This is a genomic window from Labrys sedimenti (assembly GCF_034424805.1).
GTDB lineage: Bacteria > Pseudomonadota > Alphaproteobacteria > Rhizobiales > Labraceae > Labrys > Labrys sedimenti.
The window spans coordinates 263960-284479 of the sequence record NZ_JAXOUF010000002.1; the positions used below are offsets into that span (position 1 = coordinate 263960).

The following is a 20520-nucleotide window of genomic DNA, read 5'->3' on the forward strand; positions in this document are numbered from 1 at the left end:
ATCTCTTGTAGACTTTTTTGTTCTCGTGACATAAAGGGTGCGACCAAGGTGGTGATGGCATGGCGAGCTTCATCGAGAAGCCCGCCAATCGTCGCGGATAGGGGATGGACGCTTGGATCGGATGCCCATGGACAGCCTTCACCGCTATCGTCCAATCTGCGATGCCATCGCGGCGCTATTCCAGCCCTATGTCGAGGTGGTCCTGCACGAGCTTGCCACCGACAAGGCTGTCTACATCGCCGGCAATTTCTCCAAGCGCGTGCTGGGCGAGCCCTCGCTGTTGCACGAGGTCGATTTCGACAGCCAGAATCCGGTGATCGGTCCCTATGAGAAGGTCAACTGGGATGGCCGGGCTCTCAAGTCGATCACCGTCGTGCTGCGCGACGAAGCGGGTGCCCCGCTGGGCGTGATGTGCATCAACGTCAACGTCTCCGATTTCCATGCCGTGATGCAGACGCTGTCGGCGCTGGTGCGCGTGCCCGAGCCGCATTACCGGCCGGATGCCCTGTTCAAGGAGGACTGGCACGAACGGATCAACGAGTTCATCCGGCAATGGACGCAGGGGCGCAACGTCACGATTTCGTCGATGACCCATGCTGACCGCAAGGATCTGGTCGTCGCGCTTGCCGACAGCGGCGCGTTCAGCGGCAAGAACGCTGCCGCCTATATTTCGCGCGTGCTCGGCATGGGGCGCGCGACCGTCTACAAATATTTGAGAAACGAGAAATGATTAGCCTTTCGCTGGCCCAGCTCCAGGAGTTGGTTTCGATCGACGCCGCCGCCATATCAGCCATCACCGATGCCTATGTCGCCACGGCGGACGGCCGGGCCAATGTGCCGCCGGTCGGCTATCTCGGGCTGCCCGCACAGAATGCCGATTGCCACATCAAATATGGCTATATCGCCGGCGATCCGATCTTCGTGGTCAAGATCGCTTCCGGTTTCTACGACAATCCCAAGCGCGGCCTGCCATCCAGCAGCGGCATGATGATCGCGATATCGGCCGTCACCGGCGCCACCGTCGCCATCCTCAACGACGAGGGCTGGCTCACCAATCTGCGCACCGGCATCGGCGGTGCCGTCGCCACCTTCGCCCTTTGCCGCCCCGACAGCGAGGTGTTTGCCGTGCTCGGCACCGGTACGCAGGCGCGCTTCCAGATCCGCGCCGCCGCAGCGCTGGCCAAGCGTCCCATACAGTTTCTGGTCTGGGGCCGCTCTGCGCAGAAGGCCCGGGAACTCATCGCCGAATTCGCCGACTCGCCGATCCAGGTATCGCATGCGCCGGATCTGGAGGAGGCCTGCCGCTCGGCCGACGTGATCATCGCCACCACGCCCTCGACCGCGCCCTATGTTGCGAGCGAGTGGATCACGCCCGGCACCCACGTCACTGCCGTCGGAGCGGATGCGCCCGGCAAGCAGGAGCTGGATCCGGCCCTCATCGCAAGGGCCGATTTGCTGGTCGCCGATCTGGCCGGCCAGAGCCTCGACCATGGTGAATTTGCCACAGCCTTCCAGGCCGGCCTGTTCCGGCGGGAGGACTGCCTCGAACTCGGCGCCATCCTCAATGGGTCGAAGCCGGGTCGCAGCTCGAGCGATGCGATCACCATCGTCGACCTCACCGGTCTTGCCACCCAGGACATCGCCATCACCAGGACAGCCCTGCAGCGGGTGCCCGATCTGGTGATGTGAGGGGATTTCTCATCGACTGGGCGGCCCGTTGCCATGCCCGCAACCATTCGTTTTTCTAGAGGGGACTGCCGTGAAGAGAGTATTGTTGGTTTCGCTCGCTGCGTTGCTGAGCGTTTCGGCTGCGAAGGCGGAGAGCCTGCGCGTCGCCTCCAGCGCGGATTTTCCGCCCTGGGAGTCGGTCGATGCCGCCAATGAAATTGTCGGCTTCGATCGTGACATCGGCAACGAGGTCTGCAAGCGCATCGGTGCCGACTGCAGCTGGGCCAACCAGGCTTTCGACGGCCTGCTACCGGGCCTGCAGGTCGGCAAATACGATCTGATCATCTCGGGCCTGTCGATCAATGATGAGCGCGAGAAGCAGGTCGGTTTCTCGGCACCCTATGCCGATGCGCCCAACAACATCGTCGTCGCCGCCGGCAGCCCCGTCGCCCAGGCCAAGGACACCAAGGCCCTGGAAGAGGGACTGGCCGGCAAGGTGATCGGCGCCCAGACGGGCTCGACCCACGAGGCCGTGATCCGGGCCCATTTCAAGGACGCCGACGTGCGTCTCTATGACCGGGCCGAGCAGGTTGCCGACGATATCGTCGCCGGCCGGCTCGATGCCGGCCTGATGGAGCGCTCGGCCTGGGAAGGCATGATGGCGTCCCGCAAGGACAGCGGCATCACCATTGCCGGTCCGCTGATCACCAGCGCCGACTATGCCGAGTTCGGCCGAGGCCAGGCCATTGCCCTGAAGAAGGGCAAGGATGATCTGAAGAAGCGGATCGACGAGGCTGTGAACGCCATGCTCGCCGATGGCACCGTCGCCAAGCTTTCCGAGAAGTGGTTCAAATACGACGTCTCCTTCAAGAAGAAATGAGCGTAGGCGCCGCTGAGCGCCGCCTTGAGCCGATGTGATGCTCGCTGCCCTCCCTTTCGGGGGGGGCAGGACCAGCACTCCAGCGCGCTCCCGAGCGAGATTCCTTCAATGTCCGTGATTTCAGCCTATTTCCCGCAACTCCTACAGGGGCTCCTGGTTACCCTGGAGGTGGCTGTCGGCAGCTTCCTGGTGGGGTTTGCTCTCGCTGTGGCTGGCGTCTTCGCCTGGAGTTCCGGCCCCAAGCCGGTGCGCTGGCTGGTCGCGACCTATGTGACCGTCATTCGCGGCCTGCCGGAACTGTTGGTGATCTTCCTGGTGTTCTATGGCGGTACCGTGCTGCTTACCAGTCTGGCGGGGGGCTATGTCGAGGTCAGCGCGCTGGTGGCGGGCATTGCGGCGCTGTCCTTCGTGTCGGGCGCCTACCTGACCGAAATTCTGCGCGGCGCCCTGCAGACCATTCCTGCCGGCCAATGGGAGGCGGCGCGCAGCCTCGGGCTGAAGCAGGGCCTGTTGTTCCGCAAGATCATCCTGCCGCAGATGTTCTCCCACGCGCTGCCAGGCCTCGGCAACCAGTGGCTGGTCATTCTGAAGGAGAGCGCTCTCGTCTCCATCGTCGGACTGGAGGAACTGATGCGCAAGGGCGTGGTGGCAGCCGGCGCTACCCACCAGCCGATGACTTTCTATCTCATCGTCGCCGCCCTGTTCATCCTGATCACCACCGTCTCGACCGCGTTGCTGAGCTTCGGCAGCAGTCGCCTGACCTGGATGCGATAGGAGAGCGCCATGTCCCTGGAAATGCTGCTGCGTGCCATCCCCGTCGTCCTGACGGGACTCAAGCTGACACTGCTGATCACTTTGGCAGCCTTTGCGTTGGGGCAGGCCGTCGCACTGCCGATCGCCCTCGGCCGGGTCTCGAAGTTCCGCCTGCTGCGCGGCCTGACCTGGCTCTACACCTTCCTGCTGCGCGGCAGCCCACTCCTGGTGCAGCTCTTCATTCTCTATTACGGCCTGGCGCAGTTCCCTGCCGTGCGCAGCAGCGTGTTCTGGCCAGTTCTGCGCGATCCGGTCTACTGCGCCATCCTGGCAATCGGCATCAATTCCTCGGCCTATGTCGCCGAGGTGATCGCCGGCGGCATCCGCAAGATCCCGGCCGGGCAGTTCGAGGCTTGCGTCTCGCTTGGCCTGACGCGGCGGCGCACCTTCATCGACGTCGTGCTGCCGCAGACCTATCGGGCGATCTTTCCCTCGATCGGCAACGAGATCATCCTCGTGCTGAAGGCGAGCTCGCTGGCGAGCGCGGTGACCGTGATGGAGATGACGGGCGCGGCGCGGGCCTTTACCGCCAAGACCTATGCGCCCTTCGAAGTGTTCATCGTCGCCGGCCTCGTCTATCTCCTGGTCGGCTTCGTCTTCAGCCTCATCTTCCGGGTGAGCGAGAGTGCGCTGTTCCGCTCGACCGGTCCCGGTTCCAGCAAGGCAGCGGTGACCGGCCGCCGGCCCGCGGAGATGACGTCGTGATCCAGGCCGACAATCTGACCAAGTCTTATGGTCCCCATGCCGTGCTCAAGGGCGTCAGCCTGTCGATGAAGGCGGGCGAGCGGGTGGTGTTGTGCGGTCCGTCGGGTTCGGGCAAGTCCACCTTCATTCGCTGCCTCAACGGCCTGGAGACGCGCAGCGGCGGCGATATCCACATTGCCGGCCATGCCTTGGCGCGGGATTGCTCCAACGTGCTCGATCTCGCCGGCGAGGTCGGCATGGTGTTCCAGCAGTTCAACCTGTTCCCGCACAAGACGGCGCTGGAGAACCTGATGCTGGCACCCCGCCGCGTACGCGGGCTCGGCCGCAAGGAGGCGGGCGATCTCGCCATGGCGATGCTGGAGCGCATGCGGCTCGCCGACAAGGCCGCTTCCTATCCCGGCCAGCTCTCCGGCGGCCAGCAGCAGCGCGTGGCGATCGCCCGGGCGCTGTCCATGTCGCCCAAGGTGATGCTGTTCGACGAGCCGACTTCCGCCCTCGATCCCGAAATGGTGAAGGAAGTGCTCGATGTCATGGTGGACCTGTCCCGCGCAGGCCTCACCATGGTCGTGGTGACCCATGAAATGGGCTTTGCCAGGAATGTGGCCGACCGCGTCGTCTTTCTCGATGGCGGCCGGATCGTGGAGAGTGCAGAGCCGCAGGCATTCTTTGAAAATCCGCAACATGCCCGCACCCGGGACTTCCTGCGCCAGATCGCTCGGCATTGAGGCCGGGCGCGGCGAATAGGCCAAGGAGAACAATGTCATGAACCCCGACGTTCTGGCCTCGGCCGCCCGCTCGGTACAGGCGCGCCAGCGCATCAAGGCCCATATCTATGAGACGCCGTTGCTGCCGTCGCGGCAGATCGGTGCTGACATGGGCAGCCGGCTCTTCTTCAAGGCCGAGAACTTCCAGCTGACGGGTTCCTTCAAGATCCGCGGCGCCAGTGCCAAGATCTCCGCCATGGCGCCAGGCCGTCATCTCGTCACCGCTTCTTCCGGCAATCACGGCATCGGTTCTTCGCAGGCCGCCCGTTCCTTCGAAAGGGGCCTGACCGTGGTGCTGCCCGAGACAGTTGCTACCGCCAAGCTCGCCCGCATCCGTTCCTATGGCGTGGAAACGCTGCTGCATGGCGCCGAGACCTGGTATGCGGAGCAGCACGCCCTCGAGCTCGCCCGCGACAAGGGCTATGAATATATCTCGGCCTATGACGATCCCGACGTCGTCGCTGGGCAGGGCACCATCGGGCTGGAACTCCTGGAACAGTGCCCCGACATCGACAATGTCTTCATCGCCATGGGGGGCGGGGGCCTGATCAGCGGCATTGGCAGCGTGCTGAAGAGCTTCCTGCCCCATGCGCGCATCTATGGCGTCGCGGCCCGCAACTCCTGCGCGCTCGCCCTGTCGATGGCAGCGGGCAAGGTGGTCGAGACCGAGCATCTGGAGACGCTGGCGGATGGCGTCGCCGGCGGACTTGCCGAGGAGACGATCACGCTCGACCTGGCACGGGCCGTGGTGGACGAGACGATCATCTGCTCGGAAGAAGAGATTGCCGCCGCGCTCCGCGACCTTGCTTTCAAGGAAAACATGCTGGTGGAAGGCTCGGCCGGCCTGGCTCTGGCAGGGGTCGCCAAGGTCGCGCATGCCTGCCGCGACCAGGTCAATGTGGTGCTGCTGTGCGGGGCCAATTACGACAGAGACAAGCTGGTAAAAGCAGTCTTCGGCTGAAGAAGCGGCCCCAACTCGTGGATTGAGCCGGGGCCGTTGGCGCATTAGACGAAGGAACCCGCACTGTGTGCGGCTGCGTGGGCCTGGTTCTGCGTGACGGCAGTGCTGTCGCCTGCAGGCTCAGCCGATACCGACGTGAGCGTAATGGCGGTGACGGCGCTAAGAAATAGAAAAATAGACGTAATGATGATCTTCATTTCTGGAATCTCTTGAAAATATTGGGGGCAATACTTCCGAGGAGGAAGCTTCTGCTCCTCAAGCGCGATGAAATTTCACGCAAGCTAAAAATTAAATATGATTTCGTTATTGAATAAGAAATGCACCGATCTCAGCCTGATCGACGCATGCTCAAAACATACGCAATGCAGACAGAAAGATCCCTGTTTCGCTGGCTATTGGAGCCCTTGAAATCGGCGAGAACCCCCTTCCCCCGAAAGCCTCCTGATTCTCCATCGATGTTACTTACCGGTAACACCCAGGGGCGAAATAGTCAAGGCCGCAGCGACATGAGGCGGATATTTCAAGGCCGAATCGAGGATAGGCCAGCGGGAAGGCCGCCTTCATTGCGAGCAAAATCTTCAATGGCTTCCGATTCCTCCGAAGTGAAGAGCCGACGGTCAGGCCGAAATGCCTCGGCATTTTCGAAGATCACCCAGGACTTCGGTCGTTCGTATGCCGACAAACTGCAGATCCGGCGCAAGTCCGACAGCCCCAAGACGTTTCCTCCGTCATCTTCCGCGAGAGCCAGATGGGGTGGCATTCACCCCATCTGGCCTCATCATCAGACGCGAGAACCGCTTAGCATTCGCGCGAGTGCAATGAGGATGCAGGCGCCGATAAAGCCCGCGATGAGGTAACCCAGCCACCCGCCGAAGCCCACGCCGAGCAACCCCAGCAGAAAGCTGGCGAGGGCCGCACCGACGATGCCAAGAATGATGTTCATGAGAACGCCGGTGTTGCTCTTCATGAACATCTCAGCCAGCCAACCGGCCAAGCCGCCAATAATGATCGCGGCGATCCAACCAACCTCGGGACGATCCATTACTTCACCTCCGCTTCCATCAGATTGTCTGGGATTTACGCCTTGTCGATTACCGACTTGACTGCGTCCTTCACCTTGCCTTTGGTCTCCTGAAGCTCTCCCCTGGCTTTCTGAAGCGTGCCTTCGGCTTCCATCTCCTGGTTGCCCATGGCCTTGCCGACGCCTTCTTTGACCGATCCGGCCACTTTGTTGGCGATACCCTTCACCTTGTCCGTCGTGCTGCTCACTCGGTTGCTTCCTTGAATGCAGACCCCCAACTCTCACAACGCCGGTGTCCTTTCGAGGTTCCGTAGTGATTTTGGCTTATGGATTAATGCATTGCAGTAGGCGAGTGACGGCAACGTCATTGCTGCAATCGATAGATAACAAAATCGAAACCTTTCGATTCCTACCGTAATTAATCGCCAATTACAGAAGGAATTGACTGGATGGGTATGCGCCTCATAAGCGGCATTTTCACCTTTTCCATGATAATTATCTTCATGGCTATGGTCTCTGGACATGCAGAAACCCTGGGTACAGCATCCTTTTACGGCAAGGAGCTGAAGGGATACCGCACCGCCAACGGAGAACGCTTCAATCCGGCAGGGTTGACGGCTGCCCATCGGTCCCTGCCTTTCGGAACAACGCTGCGCGTTACCAACCTTAAGAACCACAAGAGCGTTGTCGTCCGCGTCACCGATCGAGGCCCTCATAAGCGGGGCCGCATGATCGACCTCTCCTATGGAGCGGCCAAGGCCGTCGGCATGCTCGACACGGGCACGACGAGAGTTTCAGTCGCTAGGATTGCGGCGCCTTCCCAACAAGCCTCGGATAAGGGCAACTCGCCGCTAAGGCTCCCGCCTCGTCGACGATAGCCAATGGCCGCATCGACGGACCTTTTGCGTCTGGGACTTCGTGCAACTGGCTTCTCCCCGACTCGCAATGGCTACTTGACCATTGTTTCTAAGGGATTTTTGGAGCGGGCGATGGGAATCGAACCCACGACATTCAGCTTGGGAAGCTGACGTTCTACCTCTGAACTACACCCGCGCAGCGATTGCTGCGATCTTGTAGCCTGTTTCTCAGGGATGGATCAAGGCCGCCCTGCGCTTTTCATTGAATGTGACAAGGCCCGGCTCAAGGCCGGGCCTGACGATCTCGCAACTATCAGCTCATTGCGCCGGTTCGCGGCGCCGGCTGCCCTCAGCTGTAGACCTTGAAGCGGTCATTGTCGTTCATGAAGCTCTTCTCGGGGAAGGGCTGCTCATTGGAGCCGAAGGGCATCTGGGCGCGCAGCTTCCAGGACTTCGGCACATGCCATTCCTTCTGCACGGCCTCGTCGACCAGCGGCGCGTAATGCTGCAGGCTGGCGCCGATGCCATGCTCGGCCAGCGCCGTCCACACGGCGAACTGGGCCATGCCGCCGGACTGCTCGGACCAGATCGGGAAGTTGTCGGCATAGAGCGGGAATTTATCCTGCAGGCTCTTCACCACGTCCTGGTCCTCGAAGAACAGCACGGTACCAGCGCCAGCGGCGAAGGAATCCATCTTGGCCTCGGTCGAGGCGAAGCCGTCGGCAGGCACGATCTTGCGCAGGATTTCCTTGGTCAGGTGCCAGAACTTGTCGCTCTGCTTGCCGAACAGGATCACGGCGCGCGAACTCTGCGAATTGAAGGAGGAAGGCACATGCTTGATCACATCCTGGATCAGCAGTGAAATCTCTTCCTCGCTCTTGGGCAGCGTCTTGCCCAGGGCATATTGCGTGCGGCGGGTCTTGACGTGGTCGATAAAGGTCTTGGACATGAGAAGAATTTCTCTCTCAATGAAAATTTGCCAAAGCGGAAGAGGAGCCCGAATGCAGCCTCGACTGCAAATCTGCATGCCCTGAAATGGACATGCCGAAAACCTGCATAATCTCGATCGTTACGTTCGATGAAATTGACATGCCGATCGCGACGCCCGTCAGCCCCCGCTGTCGACACCTGTCTCGGCCACAGCCTCCAGGCGGGCGGCGATCTCGCGGCGTAGGGTCCGGCGCAGTTCCGCCGCCCGATAGCGTCGTTCCTCGGTCGGTCCCTTCACGTCCAGGGCCGGTACGGCCGAGGGGCGGCCCTCATCGTCCACCGCCACCATGGTAAAATAGCAGGAGTTTGTGTGGCGACGGGTGCCGGAGCGGATGTTCTCCGCTTCCACCCGGATGCCGACCTCCATCGATGTCCGCCCGGCATGGTTGATCGAGGCCAGAAAGGTGACGAGTTCACCCACCTGGATCGGCTCCTTGAACATCACCTGGTCGACGGACAGCGTCACGGCATACTGGCCCGAAAAGCGCGAGGCGCAGGAGAAGGCGACGCGGTCGAGCAGGTTGAGCAGTGCGCCGCCATGCACCTTGCCGCTGAAATTGGCCATGTCCGGTGTCATCAGCACGGTCATTTCGAGGCGGCGGCGATCCATGGCGTTTTTCCCGGCTAGGTTGTTCGCCACCGAGTGTAATAGAGAAATTTGCAGGACCTCAAATGCGTGCGACGTTTCCTGAGATTGGCCCCAGGCATGGGCAATGGCCGGAACTTTATCTCGGTCAGGTCTTGCTCACCGGCTGGGAGCGCAGGCGGCTGGCGATGGACGGGTCGGCGCGGCGGCAGAGCTGCGGCGATAGTCCCTTGAGGATGAGTTCGAGATCGGCGACCGCCATGCTGCCGATCTCGAACAGGGCATCCCTGGTGCCGCCGGTGCGATGGGCCGAGAACACCATGTTCGGCGTTGTCCGCACCGGATCGTCGGCCGGAACCGGCTCGACCGGGAAGACGTCGGTGGCCACGCGGATATGGCCGCTGCGCGCGGCCGCGATCATCGCCGGGAAATCGACGACGGCGGCCCGGCTCATCAAGAGGAAGGCCGAGCCCTTCTGCATGCGGGCAAATTGCGGGGCGCCGATGAAATGGGCGTTTTCCGTGGTAGGGGCGGCGAAAACCACGACGAAGCGGCTATGTTCCAGCAGCGTGTCCAAATCGCTTTGCCGGCAATCCAGGCGCTCGATCGTCTCCGCGGGCAGCCAGGGATCGTAGACCCTCACCTCGTTGCGGAACGGGCGGATGAGTTCTCGGAATTTGCGGCCGAGGTCCCCGAAGCCGATGATGCCGATCGGGGCGCCTTCGAAGCGGATCGTGTCGAGATTGGCCTCGAGGCCATAGGTCTCGGTACCGGCCCGGAAGGCCCGGTCGGCGGCGCTGATGCCGCGGGCGAGGTCGAGGGCGAGGCCGAGCGTGGCTTCCGCCACAGGGGCCGCGAAGGCGGAGGCCGGTGTCAGCACCCAGATGCCGCGCGCCTGGCAAGCGGCATAATCGATATTCGGCAGGAAATTCGTCTCGACATTGATGATGGCCTTGAGCCGCGGGGCCCGCTCGAGCCTTTCGGCGGACATTGCCGTCTGCCCGATGATGGCCACGGCATGGGGCAGCAGCGCCTCGATCTCGTCGTCGTTCATCGGCCTGGCCTCGCTGATGACCAGGCGTCCGAGGCGTTCGAGGCGGGCTCGCACCGATGGTGCCATGATCTGTTCGAGCGTACGAGGCAGGGGATCGACGAGAATGACGGGCGTGGCCATGGCAGGTCCTGTGCACGGAAACCCGCAAAGCATGAAGGGTCGCGACGGAGTCTGCAATGGTCAGACCATAAGGGTTTGACGGCAGAGCCCGTGAATGCGTAAATCACAACATGTACAGCGCCACCACGCGGCATATCAAAGTGACGGTCCGCCCCCGTTTCCTTGCCGAGGAATCGCGGCCGGCGGATGGGCGTTATTTTTGGGCCTATACCGTCGAGATCGCCAATATGGGCCCGGAAACGGTGCAGCTGCGGTCGAGGGCCTGGGAAATCACCGACGAGAATGGTCGCCGCGAGGAAGTCAGGGGCGCGGGCGTTGTCGGCGAACAGCCCGTGCTGGAGCCCGGCGAGCGCTTCGAATACACCTCCGGCTGCCCGCTGGGAACGCCGTCCGGTCTGATGGTCGGCACCTATTTCATGGTGGCCGACAGCGGCGAGACTTTCGAGGTCGCCATTCCGGCCTTTTCTCTCGACAGCCCCTACGCCAAGCGCAGCGTCAACTGAGATGCGGGGCGGCCTTAGGCCGGTGTTCATGCCTCGATTTTGACCTAGTACGCCGAAAAACCAGGCCTTGCCGTTGAAAGCAACAAGGAAGTGCTTTATATATTCAGCATGACCGGAAAGCCTGATGCCACCATGGTTTTCGTCCTGGTGCCGACCGCCGAAGATCGCGGCGCGCTGCAGGCGACTCTCATTGCCTACCGCCAGGCGATGGCCATTCTCGACGGAACCAAGGGGGCCAATCTCGTCGCCCTTCACGAGGAGGCTTATGAGGAGATCCGCCTGAAGACGGGTCTGCCTTCGCGCATGGCGACCTTGGCCCTGCGCGACCATAGCCGGCGGCAGCCGGGCTCGCCGATCGACGACATTCCGCTCGACTCCAAGCTGTTCGCCGTGAAGGGGCCGGACAGCGTCAGCATCGCCACCATCGATGGCCGGGTGGTCATACCCTATTCGGTGAGCGGCTATCACAGTGGCTGGGATGATTTCGCCGAAGCCCGCCTCGTCTTCGAAGGCCCGTCGCTGCGTATCGATGTCGGCGTGCAGGCCGGCATCCACCCTCAAAAGGAGACCCCGATGTCCAATGAAGGTATTCTCGCCCGGCTCGGGCGGGTCATCGCCGGTGTCGTCAACAATGCGGTCGATACGGCGGAAGCAGCCAATCCCACCGCCGTCGCCCAGCAGGCCGTACGCGAGATCGGCAAGATCGCCGAAGAGGCGCGCGCCGCGCTCGGCGTCGCTGTCGCCGCCGGGCACCGCCTCAAGGCGAAGGCCGATGATCTCGATGCCGAGATCCGCGACCTCGACGGCAAGATCAGGATCGGCCTGGAGAAAGGGCGCGAGGATCTCGCCCGAGCCGCGACCGGCGTCCAGATCGATCTGGAAGCCCAGCGCGAAGCGCTTTCCAAGGCGATCGCCGAGAATGCGGGGGAGATCGCGGAGGCCGAAACCACGCTCCGCAGCATTGCTTCGGCCCGGGCCGACGCCCAGAAGCGGCTGGAGGATGCCAAGCGGGCGGAGCGCGCGGCACCCGCCGCCGTGACGCCCTCGCAGCGCAATGATCAGCGACTCGCCGACGCGCTGGCGGCGGTGGAGCGCGTGACCGGCGTGCCAGTCAAGCCGACCACCGGCGCCGCCGAAGTCGAAGAACTCGGCCAGCTGCAGCGTCAGGATGCGATCGAGGCGCGGCTCAGAGCCTTCAAGGATGGCCAGCGATGATGGACAGCCTCGTCCAGCCGGGTACGGCACCCTTCTGGGTGGCATTGCTGACAGTGGTCGGCCTCGGTGTGGTCGAACTCGTCTCGATGCTGCTGGGCGCCTCCGTCTCGGCACTGCTCGATGACGGTCTTGGTTTTCATGGTCCGGGCGATCACGCGTTCGGCGACCACGACACCAGCTTGCTCGGTGCCTGGGCCTCCTGGCTCAATGCCGGCGGCGTGCCTGTGCTGGTGCTGATCGTCATCCTGCTTTCCGCTTTCGCCGTGTTCGGTTTTGCCATTCAGGCGGTGGCCTCCAGCCTCGCCGGGCCATTGCCGGCGGTGATCTCGGTGCCCGGCGCACTGGCGGCCGCGATCCCCGCCACGCGCTGGCTGGGCCGGGGCGTCGGCAGGATCATCCCGCGCGACGAAACCAACGTGCTCAGCCAGGACGAGTTCATCGGCCTGATCGGCACCGTGACCATCGGGCCGCTGGACCAGGGCAATCCCGGTAGCGTGCGGGTCAAGGACCGCTACGACAATTTCCACGCCCTGCGCGCGAAAGCCGCGCCAGGGCATGTCATCGAGACGGGTGCGCTGGTGCTGATCGTGGACGGGGTCGACGGCCTCTTCCAGGCCATTCCCGCACCGCAGGCACTCGCCAGCGACAGCAACAGGAGCTGAACCATCATGGATTTCTTCTCAGTGGGGCTCATTGCCGGTGTCATCGTAACGGCGATGGTCGTCATCGGCGTGATCATGACGACGCTCTACACCAGGTCCACGCGCGACAAGGCCTATGTGCGGACCGGGCTCGGCGGCAAGAAAGTGGTGCTCGACGGCGGCTCGGTCATCCTGCCCATCTTCCATTCCTATTCCTGGGTGTCGCTGAGCACGCTCAGGCTTGAGGTCAAGCGCTCCGAATATGAATCGCTGATCACCAAGGACCGCATGCGTGCCGACATCACCGCCGAGTTCTATGTCCGGGTGAAGCCCGATGCCGAGAACATCGCGCTGGCTGCACAGACCCTGGGCGATCGCACCAACGACGCGGATGCTCTCAAGACTCTGGTGGAAGCCAAGTTCGTCGATGGCCTGCGCTCGGTGGCGGCGACGATGTCGCTACGCGACCTCCAGGAGCAGCGCGCCGAATTCGTCAAATCGGTGCAGGCGGCGGTGGCGCATGATTTGCAGTCCAACGGCCTCGAGCTCGAATCGGTCTCGCTCACGCGCCTCGACCAGACCGACATCAAGCATTTCAATCCGAACAACAGCTTCGACGCCGAGGGCCTGACCGCGCTCACCAAGATCACCGAGGAACGCAAGCGCGAGCGCAACCAGATCGTGCGCGACAACGAGGTGGAGATCGCTACCAAGGACCGGGAGGCAGTCCTGAGGCGCTTGACCATCGAGCGCGAGCAGCGTGACGCCGAACTGACCCAGGAACGCGATATCGCCAACAAGACGGCGGAAACGCGCGCCGAGACGGCAAAGGCAGAGCAACTGGCACGCTTGAGCCAGGAAACCGCCAGGCTCGATACCGACCGGGGTATCGCCGAGCGCGATGCCGAGGCCCGCCAGGCCCGCGAGGCGGCACGCATCGGCGCCGAGCAAGGCATCGCCGAGCGCGAAGCCGTGGCCCGCAAGATCACCGAGACCGCCCGTATCGACGCGGCGATCACCGTGGCCCGCAAGATCGAGGAAGAGCAGGCCGCTCGTGCCAAGGCCGATGAGGCGAAGGCAGCCGCCATCACTGCCGAAGAGCAGGTGACCACGGCCCGCGAGGTCGAGATCGCCGAGCGTGCCAAGCGCATCGCCGTGATCGATGCCCGCAAGGCCGCCGAGCAGGCGGCGACCGCCATCACGGTCAAGGCTGAGGCGGAAAGGCAGGCGGCCGAGAACGTGGCCGCCGCCACCAAGATCCAGGCCGATGCCGAGGCGCAGGCCGCCAAGATCCGCGCCACCGGCGTGATCGAGCTCGGCGAGGCCGAGGCGCGCGCCGAGCGGGCCAAGAACGAGGCGCGGAATGCGCTGGCCGACAGCGTCATCGGCTTCGAGCTCGCCAAGGCGCGTGTGGCGATCGTGCCCCAGGCGCTCGAACAGGCGATGAAGCCGATCGAGAAGATCTCGGACATCCGAATCTTCAGCGCGGGCGGGCTGGCCGGTGCTGTTGGCAATGGAGGAAACGGCGAGGCTGGTCATCCGATCGGCGACCTGTCCAGCCAGCTTCTCAGCTTCACCGCCCAGAAGCCTATCCTCGACGAAATCCTGGCCCAAGCCGGTTTCAAAGGTAGCGATCCCACCCAGGCCCTGCTGGCGGCTTCACTCGGAAGCGCGGGGCACAAGACGCCTTCCACCGGCCGCCCCGACGGGATCATGCCGCCGGCCGTGGATGACGCCCAGCACAAGGGCTGATAGGCAGGATCTGGACGAGGACATCGCGCGGGCTTGGATCGCCCGCGCTCGCCGTCACAACGCCACCATTGACAGCATCGCCCTCGCGCCTAATATATTTTTCGTCGAAACAGCCGCCCTCAAGCAGCAACCTTGGGGCGGCGTTTTGATTTTTTGGCCCATGCGTTCAGCGATTTGATGGCTTCGCCATCAATCGCAAAATGCGTCGGAACCAAGAGTTGGAACAAAGTGCGGTTTCGCCGAAGCACGCTTTGCTCTTGTCATCATGATGTTCCAGGACTGTCTCAAACCTCTAGAATTGCCAACCTGAAAGCCACACCCGTGAACGCCTCTGTCAAACCTCAGCCGTCCCATGATTCCGCCCCATCGGCCATCCTGCCGACTTATGCCCGAGCGGACGTGGCTTTCGAGCGAGGCGAGGGCGTGTGGATGATCGGCTCGGACGGCGAGCGCTATCTCGATTTTGGCGCGGGTATCGCCGTCAATTCGCTCGGCCATGCCCATCCGCATCTGGTGTCAGCGCTGACCGAGCAGGCCCAGAAGATCTGGCACACCTCCAACCTGTTCCAGATGCCGGGCGGCGAGAAGCTGGCCCGCCGGCTGGCGGATGCCACCTTTGCGGACAAGGTCTTCTTCACCAATTCGGGGGCGGAAGCGCTCGAATGCGCCATCAAGATGGCCCGCAAATACCAGTCGGCCAACGGTCATCCCGAGCGCTTCCGCGTCATCACCTTCGAGGGGGCCTTCCACGGCCGTACGCTGGCGACCATCGCGGCCGGCGGCCAGGCCAAATATCTCGAAGGCTTCGGCCCCAAGGTCGATGGCTTCGACCAGATCGCCTTTGGCGACCATGAGGTGCTGGACCGGGCGATCACGCCGGAGACGGCCGCCATCCTGGTGGAGCCGATCCAGGGGGAGGGCGGCATCCGCACTCTGCCCCAGGCCTGCCTGAAGGGCATGCGCCAGCTCTGCGACGCCAAGGGCCTGCTGCTGATCTTCGACGAGGTGCAGACCGGCGTCGGACGCACCGGCAAGCTGTTTGCGCATGAATGGGCGGGCGTAACGCCCGACATCATGGCGGTGGCCAAGGGCATCGGCGGCGGCTTCCCGATGGGCGCCTGCCTCGCCACCGACGAGGCGGCCAAGGGCATGACTGCGGGCGTGCATGGCACCACCTTCGGCGGCAACCCGCTTGCCATGGCCGTGGGCAATGCGGTGCTCGACGTCGTGCTCGAGGAGGGATTCCTGGAGCATGTCGCCAGGGCCGGCCTGCTGCTGCGCCAGCGCCTGGCCGAACTCAAGGACCGCTTTCCCGACATCATCGAGGAGATCCGCGGCGATGGCCTGATGCTGGGCTTGCGCACGCGTGTGGCGCCGGGCGAGTTCGTCGGTGCCCTCCGGGCACAGAAGCTGGTGGCCATTCCGGCCGGCGACAATGTCACGCGGCTATTGCCGCCGCTGATCATCTCGGATGAGGAGCTTCTCGAAGGCGTGCGCCGAATCGAGGCTGCCTGTGTCGCCCTCTCGCACAAGCTCAAGGCTGCCGGACATTGACGATGTTGAAGCATTTTCTCGATCTTTCCGATCTTCCCACCCAGGACCTCAGGGCCGTTCTCGATCTCGCCGCCTCGATCAAGGCCAAGCGCGTCAAGGGCAAGGTGGCAGGCGAACGCCCGCTCACCGGCAAGGTGCTGGCCATGGTGTTCGAGCAGCCCTCGACGCGGACCCGCGTCTCCTTCGATGTCGGCATGCGCGAGCTCGGCGGCGAGACCCTGATGCTGACCGGTGCCGAGATGCAGCTCGGCCGCGGCGAGAGCATCGCCGACACCGCGCGCGTGCTCTCGCGCTATGTCGATGCGGTGATGATCCGCATGCTCGACCACGCGGCGGTGCGCGAGCTGGCGGCCAATGCCTCGATCCCGGTGATCAACGGCCTCACCAAGCTCTCCCATCCCTGCCAGATCATGGCGGATATCCTGACCTATGAGGAGCATCGCGGCCCGATCAAGGGCAAGACGGTGACCTGGACGGGCGACGCCAACAATGTGCTGACCTCCTGGATCGAGGCAGCGCAGCGCTTCGACTTCACCATGCGCGTTGCCGCCCCCCACGATCTTTCCGTGCGCAAGGAGGTCGTCGACTGGGCGCGTGCCAACAAGGCCCGGCTGGAAATCGGCACCGACCCCCGCGAGATGGTCGAGGGAGCCGACTGCGTCGTCACCGATTGCTGGATTTCGATGGGTGATTCCGAAGGCTATCGCCACAATCTGCTGCGGCCCTACCAGGTCAACGCCAAGCTGATGGCGCTTGCCAAGCCCGACGCCCTGTTCATGCACTGCCTGCCCGCCCATCGCGGCGAAGAGGTGACGGACGAGGTGATCGACGGGCCGCAATCGGTGGTGTTCGACGAGGCCGAGAACCGCCTGCATGCCCAGAAGGGCGTGCTCGCCTGGTGCTTGGGGCAGGCTGCGGCATGAGCGAGTCCCATCTGATGGAAGACGATCACATCCTGCCCTTCCAGGCCGAGGGCCTGGACGTGCGGGGCCGTGTCGTCAGGCTCGGCCCCGCCATCGATACCATTCTGCGGCGCCACGATTATCCGGCGCCGGTGTCGCGCGCGCTCGGCGAGGCGACGGCTTTGGCGCTGCTGCTCGGCACCACGCTGAAATTCGATGGCCGCTTCATCCTGCAGACCCGTACGGACGGGCCGGTTCGCATGCTGGTGGTCGATTTCCAGGCACCGGACCGGGTCCGGGCCTGCGCTACCTTCGACAAGGAGGCGGTGGCTGCCGCCATCGACGCGGGCAAGACCAGCACGATCGAGCTGCTCGGCAGCGGCCATCTTGCCATGACGATTGATCAGGGGCCGGACATGGCGCGCTACCAGGGCATCGTCGCCCTGGAGGGTGAGAGCCTGGAAGCGGCGGCAGACCAGTATTTCCGCCAGTCCGAGCAGATTCCCACCCGCGTCCGCCTGGCCGTGGCCGAGAATTACGTGGCCGGGGAGGGCACGAGCTGGCGCGCCGGCGGCATGATGATCCAGTTCCTGCCGTCCTCGCCCGAGCGCATGCGCATGGCCGACCTGCCGCCGGGCGATGCGCCCGAGGGCGCCGAGGTGCTGCAGCATCGCGACGGCGATGTCCAGGAAGACGATTCTTGGGTGGAAGCCAAGCTGCTGATGGGGACGGTGGAGGATCACGAACTCACCGATCCCAACGTACCGGCCGAGGAATTGCTCTATCGCCTCTTCCACGAACGCGGTGCCCGCGTCTTCGAGAGCTCGGCCATCATCGAGAAATGCCGCTGCTCGCGTGAGGCTGTCACTACCATGTTGCGCAACTTCTCGCAGCAGGATCGCCGTGACATGGTCGCCGACGATGGATCGATCACCGTGACCTGCGAGTTCTGCAACGCCCGTTACGATTTCGACAAGGCCGAGACGGAAGAACTGGTGAACGCGTAGGGTGGGAAAGAAAGAGCGGACGGGACGTCCGCCCCAAGGAAACGTCTTGCTCCCAGGATGAACATGCCCCTTCGCTATACGCCCGCCGAACTCACCGCCAAGCTGGTCTCCTTCGACACGGTGAGTTCGCGTTCCAATCTGGCGCTGATCGATTTCGTCGCCGATTATCTCGCGGGACATGGCGTCGAGAGCATCCGCCTGCCCAATGCCACCGGCGACAAGGCCGCTCTTCTGGCTACTATCGGCCCGACGGATCGGCCGGGTGTGGTGCTTTCCGGCCATGTCGACGTGGTGCCGGTGGAGGGCCAGGCCTGGACGGCGCCGGCCTTCGAGGCGCGGCTGGAGGGCGAGCGCCTTTACGGCCGGGGCACCTGCGACATGAAGGGTTTCGTCGCCACTGCGCTTGCCCTGGTGCCCGACTTCCTGGCGATGAAGCTCAAGGCACCCATTCACATCGCCATCTCCTATGACGAGGAAATCTCCTGCCTCGGCAGCCTCGACATGATCGCCCGCTTCGACCGGGACCTGCCTTTGCCGCGCGCCTGCATCGTCGGGGAGCCGACGCTGATGGAAGTGGTGGATGCGCAGAAATCGCTCGCCGGCTATCTCACCCGCATCACCGGCCGGCCCGCCCATTCGGCCATGCCGGCCCTCGGCGCCAACGCCTTGCATGCGGCCGCCCGTATCATCAGCCATCTCGACGACATCGCCGACGAGCTGCAGGCGGCCGGCGACCCCTCGGGCCGGTTCGAGCCGGGCTATTCCACCGTGCAGGCCGGCCTCATCCAGGCCGGCAAGGCCATCAACATCGTGCCGGACGAGGCGCGCATCGTCTGGGAATGCCGTGGCCTGCCCTCCCTGCCGGTGGAGTTCGTGCCGGACCGGATCCGTGCCTTCAGCCAGGAAATCGTGCTGCCGCGGCTGAGGCGCAACGCACCCGAGGCGGATATCGTCACCGAACTCGACGTGGCGGTGCCGGCGCTCTCGCCCGAGCCCGGCTCCTATGCCGAGACGCTGGCCCTGCGCCTTGCCGGGCGCAACCGGACCCAGGCCGTTTCCTACGGCACCGAGGCCGGTCATTTCCAGCTCGCCGGCATTCCCACCGTGATCTGCGGTCCGGGCTCGATCAAGCAGGCACATGGCGCCGATGAATGGATCGCCCTGTCCGAGCTCGAGGCCTGTGCCAGCTTCCTCAGGCGGCTCGGCCAGACGCTGGAGGTTTGAGGTGATGTTCTACGAGCCGCGCAAGGGCGACCACGGCCTGCCCCATGATCCGTTCAAGGCCTTGGTGACGCCGCGCCCGATCGGCTGGATCACCACGATGTCGGCCGCCGGAGCCATCAATCTGGCGCCGTTCTCCTTCTTCAACGCCTTCCAGTCGCGCCCGCATCTCGTCGGCTTCGCCGCCGATGGCCGCAAGGACAGCGTTGTCTTCGCCGAGGAGACGCGTGAATTCGTCTGCAACCTCGTCACCGAGGATTTGATCGACGCGATGAACGCCACCTCCGCGAGGCTGCCGCGCGGGCAGAACGAAATGGAGCATGCCCGGCTCGAAGCCGCGCCCTCGCGCCTGGTGAAACCGCCGCGTGTGGCGCGGGCTGCCGCCGCGCTGGAGTGCCGCTGGACCCAGACGATCCATCTCGTCGATGCGGAGGGCGGCCCGAGCGACGCCTGGCTCGTGTGCGGCGAGGTGGTCGGCATCCATGTCGACGACCGCTTCATTCGCGATGGCCGCGTCGATACCGCCGCGATGCGCGTGGTCTCGCGCCTGGGCTATCGGGACTATTCCGTAGTGGAAAGCACGTTTGAACTGGAGCGCCCGGCCTAGCGCTCGCTTGCATCTTCAGTGGTGGGAGGTAATTGTTACCTCTCTATAGTGACGAATCTTGGGGCGGGCGCTGGTATGATCGGGGGCCGACGCAAGATGTTGGTTGCGTTGACGTCGATCCAGTTACGCACAAGCGGAGGCTCCATGCTCAAGGAATTCAAAGAATTTGCCCTCAAAGGCAATGTCGTCGACCTTGCCATCGGTGTGATCATCGGTGCGGCGTTCGGTCTGATCGTCACCTCGCTGGTCGACGACATCATCATGCCGGTGATCGGTGCCGTCATCGGAAACGTCGACTTTTCAAATTTGTATGTCCGCCTGAGTTCCGCGATTCCTGATGGCTTGTCGCTCGATGATGCGCGCAAAGCCGGTGCTGTCTTCGCCTATGGCAAATTCATCACGGTCACAGTTAAGTTCCTCATTATAGCCTTCGCGCTCTTCCTGGTTGTGAAAGGCATCAACCGCGTCAAGAATCTGAAGCCTGCGGCCGAGGCAGCTCCTGAGGCGCCTCCGCCGCCGGCCGACATCCAGCTGCTGACGGAAATCCGCGACCTGCTCGCCAGAAGGTAGGCCCATCATGCGGCAGCCTTTTCCGTACGTCGGGAGAGGCTGCCGGCATTCATGCATGCCGGCGATGGAAACCATTCCAAGTTTTGGTTTCTGCCGCTTGCACTGATGTCATAAAGTCCGGCATTCCCA

The 20520-nt window shown here is 63.5% G+C and carries 24 protein-coding genes and 1 tRNA gene; 18 read left to right on the top strand and 7 right to left on the bottom strand.

Going from position 1 to position 20520, the window contains the following annotated elements:
* Window positions 1-127 precede the first annotated feature (127 nt).
* From U1R88_RS07650 to U1R88_RS07680, 7 genes are all read left to right on the top strand, one after another.
* On the top strand, window positions 128-730 hold the full coding sequence (locus tag U1R88_RS07650) for a helix-turn-helix transcriptional regulator (RefSeq protein WP_068288252.1): 603 nt from the start codon (window positions 128-130) through the stop codon (window positions 728-730).
* Complete coding sequence (locus tag U1R88_RS07655; protein ID WP_322430717.1) at window positions 727-1689, top strand: ornithine cyclodeaminase family protein; 963 nt, start codon at window positions 727-729, stop codon at window positions 1687-1689. The genes U1R88_RS07650 and U1R88_RS07655 overlap by 4 nt, the downstream gene beginning before the upstream one ends.
* A 70-nt stretch (window positions 1690-1759) precedes the next feature.
* Window positions 1760-2548 (top strand): transporter substrate-binding domain-containing protein, encoded by a 789-nt coding sequence (locus U1R88_RS07660; protein WP_322430718.1) that lies wholly within the window; start codon window positions 1760-1762, stop codon window positions 2546-2548.
* Window positions 2549-2656: 108 nt separating this feature from the next.
* On the top strand, window positions 2657-3322 hold the full coding sequence (locus U1R88_RS07665; protein WP_322430719.1) for an ABC transporter permease: 666 nt from the start codon (window positions 2657-2659) through the stop codon (window positions 3320-3322).
* 9 nt (window positions 3323-3331) lie between these two features.
* Window positions 3332-4066, top strand: a complete 735-nt coding sequence (locus U1R88_RS07670) for an ABC transporter permease (protein WP_322430721.1) — start codon at window positions 3332-3334, stop codon at window positions 4064-4066.
* The gene (locus U1R88_RS07675; RefSeq protein WP_322430722.1) at window positions 4063-4791 is read left to right on the top strand and encodes an amino acid ABC transporter ATP-binding protein; all 729 of its coding nucleotides are present in this window, start codon (window positions 4063-4065) and stop codon (window positions 4789-4791) included. The genes U1R88_RS07670 and U1R88_RS07675 overlap by 4 nt, the downstream gene beginning before the upstream one ends.
* Before the next feature lie 37 nt (window positions 4792-4828).
* Window positions 4829-5791 carry a threonine ammonia-lyase gene (locus U1R88_RS07680; RefSeq protein ID WP_322430723.1) on the top strand — a complete coding sequence of 321 codons (963 nt, stop codon included), beginning with the start codon at window positions 4829-4831 and terminating at the stop codon, window positions 5789-5791.
* A gap of 44 nt (window positions 5792-5835) precedes the next feature.
* Here the strand turns inward: U1R88_RS07680 and U1R88_RS07685 are convergent, their stop codons facing one another.
* The 3 genes from U1R88_RS07685 to U1R88_RS07695 form a co-directional block, all read right to left on the bottom strand.
* Entirely contained in the window at window positions 5836-5988 is a 153-nt protein-coding gene (locus tag U1R88_RS07685) for a hypothetical protein (RefSeq protein ID WP_156771516.1), read from the bottom strand.
* A gap of 584 nt (window positions 5989-6572) precedes the next feature.
* The gene (locus U1R88_RS07690; protein WP_068288273.1) at window positions 6573-6833 is read right to left on the bottom strand and encodes a GlsB/YeaQ/YmgE family stress response membrane protein; all 261 of its coding nucleotides are present in this window, start codon (window positions 6831-6833) and stop codon (window positions 6573-6575) included.
* 35 nt (window positions 6834-6868) lie between these two features.
* Complete coding sequence (locus U1R88_RS07695) at window positions 6869-7060, bottom strand: CsbD family protein (RefSeq protein WP_322430724.1); 192 nt, start codon at window positions 7058-7060, stop codon at window positions 6869-6871.
* A 201-nt stretch (window positions 7061-7261) separates the two neighbouring features.
* On the opposite strand from U1R88_RS07695, the gene U1R88_RS07700 reads away from it, so the two are divergent.
* Window positions 7262-7690 carry a septal ring lytic transglycosylase RlpA family protein gene (locus U1R88_RS07700; protein ID WP_322430725.1) on the top strand — a complete coding sequence of 143 codons (429 nt, stop codon included), beginning with the start codon at window positions 7262-7264 and terminating at the stop codon, window positions 7688-7690.
* A 100-nt stretch (window positions 7691-7790) separates the two neighbouring features.
* Here the strand turns inward: U1R88_RS07700 and U1R88_RS07705 are convergent.
* From U1R88_RS07705 to U1R88_RS07720, 4 genes are all read right to left on the bottom strand, one after another.
* A tRNA-Gly gene (locus U1R88_RS07705) sits at window positions 7791-7865 on the bottom strand.
* 153 nt (window positions 7866-8018) lie between these two features.
* Window positions 8019-8618 (bottom strand): nitroreductase family protein, encoded by a 600-nt coding sequence (locus U1R88_RS07710; protein WP_322430726.1) that lies wholly within the window; start codon window positions 8616-8618, stop codon window positions 8019-8021.
* A gap of 159 nt (window positions 8619-8777) precedes the next feature.
* Entirely contained in the window at window positions 8778-9269 is a 492-nt protein-coding gene (locus U1R88_RS07715) for an acyl-CoA thioesterase (RefSeq protein ID WP_322430727.1), read from the bottom strand.
* Between the two features lie 124 nt (window positions 9270-9393).
* Window positions 9394-10419: a hydroxyacid dehydrogenase gene (locus U1R88_RS07720; protein ID WP_322430728.1), complete on the bottom strand. Its 1026-nt coding sequence runs from the start codon at window positions 10417-10419 to the stop codon at window positions 9394-9396.
* 110 nt (window positions 10420-10529) lie between these two features.
* Here U1R88_RS07720 and apaG point away from each other — a divergent pair, with 110 nt between their 5' ends.
* The 10 genes from apaG (at window position 10530) to mscL (ending at window position 20391) form a co-directional block, all read left to right on the top strand.
* Window positions 10530-10922: a Co2+/Mg2+ efflux protein ApaG gene (gene apaG / locus U1R88_RS07725; protein ID WP_068286796.1), complete on the top strand. Its 393-nt coding sequence runs from the start codon at window positions 10530-10532 to the stop codon at window positions 10920-10922.
* Between the two features lie 108 nt (window positions 10923-11030).
* A complete protein-coding gene (locus tag U1R88_RS07730) occupies window positions 11031-12137 on the top strand; it encodes a PspA/IM30 family protein (RefSeq protein WP_322430729.1) in 1107 nt (368 codons plus the stop codon).
* Window positions 12134-12799 carry an OB-fold-containig protein gene (locus tag U1R88_RS07735; RefSeq protein ID WP_322430730.1) on the top strand — a complete coding sequence of 222 codons (666 nt, stop codon included), beginning with the start codon at window positions 12134-12136 and terminating at the stop codon, window positions 12797-12799. The genes U1R88_RS07730 and U1R88_RS07735 overlap by 4 nt, the downstream gene beginning before the upstream one ends.
* 6 nt (window positions 12800-12805) lie before the next feature.
* Complete coding sequence (locus tag U1R88_RS07740; protein ID WP_322430731.1) at window positions 12806-14530, top strand: flotillin family protein; 1725 nt, start codon at window positions 12806-12808, stop codon at window positions 14528-14530.
* Window positions 14531-14851: 321 nt separating this feature from the next.
* Entirely contained in the window at window positions 14852-16084 is a 1233-nt protein-coding gene (locus U1R88_RS07745; RefSeq protein WP_322430732.1) for an aspartate aminotransferase family protein, read from the top strand.
* Window positions 16085-16086: 2 nt separating this feature from the next.
* Complete coding sequence (argF, locus tag U1R88_RS07750; RefSeq protein WP_322430733.1) at window positions 16087-17007, top strand: ornithine carbamoyltransferase; 921 nt, start codon at window positions 16087-16089, stop codon at window positions 17005-17007.
* Window positions 17004-17993 (top strand): Hsp33 family molecular chaperone, encoded by a 990-nt coding sequence (locus U1R88_RS07755; protein WP_322430734.1) that lies wholly within the window; start codon window positions 17004-17006, stop codon window positions 17991-17993. Before argF ends, U1R88_RS07755 begins: the two co-directional genes overlap by 4 nt.
* Window positions 17994-18056: 63 nt before the next feature.
* Window positions 18057-19217, top strand: coding sequence for an acetylornithine deacetylase (gene argE, locus U1R88_RS07760; protein WP_425545395.1), 1161 nt, complete (start codon window positions 18057-18059; stop codon window positions 19215-19217).
* 4 nt (window positions 19218-19221) lie between these two features.
* Window positions 19222-19821: a flavin reductase family protein gene (locus U1R88_RS07765; RefSeq protein WP_068286773.1), complete on the top strand. Its 600-nt coding sequence runs from the start codon at window positions 19222-19224 to the stop codon at window positions 19819-19821.
* 144 nt (window positions 19822-19965) lie between these two features.
* A complete protein-coding gene (mscL, locus tag U1R88_RS07770; protein WP_322430736.1) occupies window positions 19966-20391 on the top strand; it encodes a large conductance mechanosensitive channel protein MscL in 426 nt (141 codons plus the stop codon).
* The last annotated feature ends 129 nt before the right edge of the window (window positions 20392-20520 follow it).

Bases quoted from the DNA above. Each gene is read 5' to 3' on its own strand.
- U1R88_RS07650 (WP_068288252.1), top strand. From the start codon at position 128: ATGGACAGCCTTCACCGCTATCGTCCAATCTGCGATGCCATCGCGGCG.
- U1R88_RS07655 (WP_322430717.1), top strand. From the start codon at position 727: ATGATTAGCCTTTCGCTGGCCCAGCTCCAGGAGTTGGTTTCGATCGAC.
- U1R88_RS07665 (WP_322430719.1), top strand. From the start codon at position 2,657: ATGTCCGTGATTTCAGCCTATTTCCCGCAACTCCTACAGGGGCTCCTG.
- U1R88_RS07670 (WP_322430721.1), top strand. From the start codon at position 3,332: ATGTCCCTGGAAATGCTGCTGCGTGCCATCCCCGTCGTCCTGACGGGA.
- U1R88_RS07680 (WP_322430723.1), top strand. From the start codon at position 4,829: ATGAACCCCGACGTTCTGGCCTCGGCCGCCCGCTCGGTACAGGCGCGC.
- U1R88_RS07685 (WP_156771516.1), bottom strand. From the start codon at position 5,988: ATGAAGATCATCATTACGTCTATTTTTCTATTTCTTAGCGCCGTCACC.
- U1R88_RS07690 (WP_068288273.1), bottom strand. From the start codon at position 6,833: ATGGATCGTCCCGAGGTTGGTTGGATCGCCGCGATCATTATTGGCGGC.
- U1R88_RS07700 (WP_322430725.1), top strand. From the start codon at position 7,262: ATGGGTATGCGCCTCATAAGCGGCATTTTCACCTTTTCCATGATAATT.
- U1R88_RS07710 (WP_322430726.1), bottom strand. From the start codon at position 8,618: ATGTCCAAGACCTTTATCGACCACGTCAAGACCCGCCGCACGCAATAT.
- U1R88_RS07715 (WP_322430727.1), bottom strand. From the start codon at position 9,269: ATGGATCGCCGCCGCCTCGAAATGACCGTGCTGATGACACCGGACATG.
- U1R88_RS07720 (WP_322430728.1), bottom strand. From the start codon at position 10,419: ATGGCCACGCCCGTCATTCTCGTCGATCCCCTGCCTCGTACGCTCGAA.
- apaG (WP_068286796.1), top strand. From the start codon at position 10,530: ATGTACAGCGCCACCACGCGGCATATCAAAGTGACGGTCCGCCCCCGT.
- U1R88_RS07730 (WP_322430729.1), top strand. From the start codon at position 11,031: ATGACCGGAAAGCCTGATGCCACCATGGTTTTCGTCCTGGTGCCGACC.
- U1R88_RS07735 (WP_322430730.1), top strand. From the start codon at position 12,134: ATGATGGACAGCCTCGTCCAGCCGGGTACGGCACCCTTCTGGGTGGCA.
- U1R88_RS07740 (WP_322430731.1), top strand. From the start codon at position 12,806: ATGGATTTCTTCTCAGTGGGGCTCATTGCCGGTGTCATCGTAACGGCG.
- argF (WP_322430733.1), top strand. From the start codon at position 16,087: ATGTTGAAGCATTTTCTCGATCTTTCCGATCTTCCCACCCAGGACCTC.
- U1R88_RS07755 (WP_322430734.1), top strand. From the start codon at position 17,004: ATGAGCGAGTCCCATCTGATGGAAGACGATCACATCCTGCCCTTCCAG.
- argE (WP_425545395.1), top strand. From the start codon at position 18,057: ATGCCCCTTCGCTATACGCCCGCCGAACTCACCGCCAAGCTGGTCTCC.
- U1R88_RS07765 (WP_068286773.1), top strand. From the start codon at position 19,222: ATGTTCTACGAGCCGCGCAAGGGCGACCACGGCCTGCCCCATGATCCG.
- mscL (WP_322430736.1), top strand. From the start codon at position 19,966: ATGCTCAAGGAATTCAAAGAATTTGCCCTCAAAGGCAATGTCGTCGAC.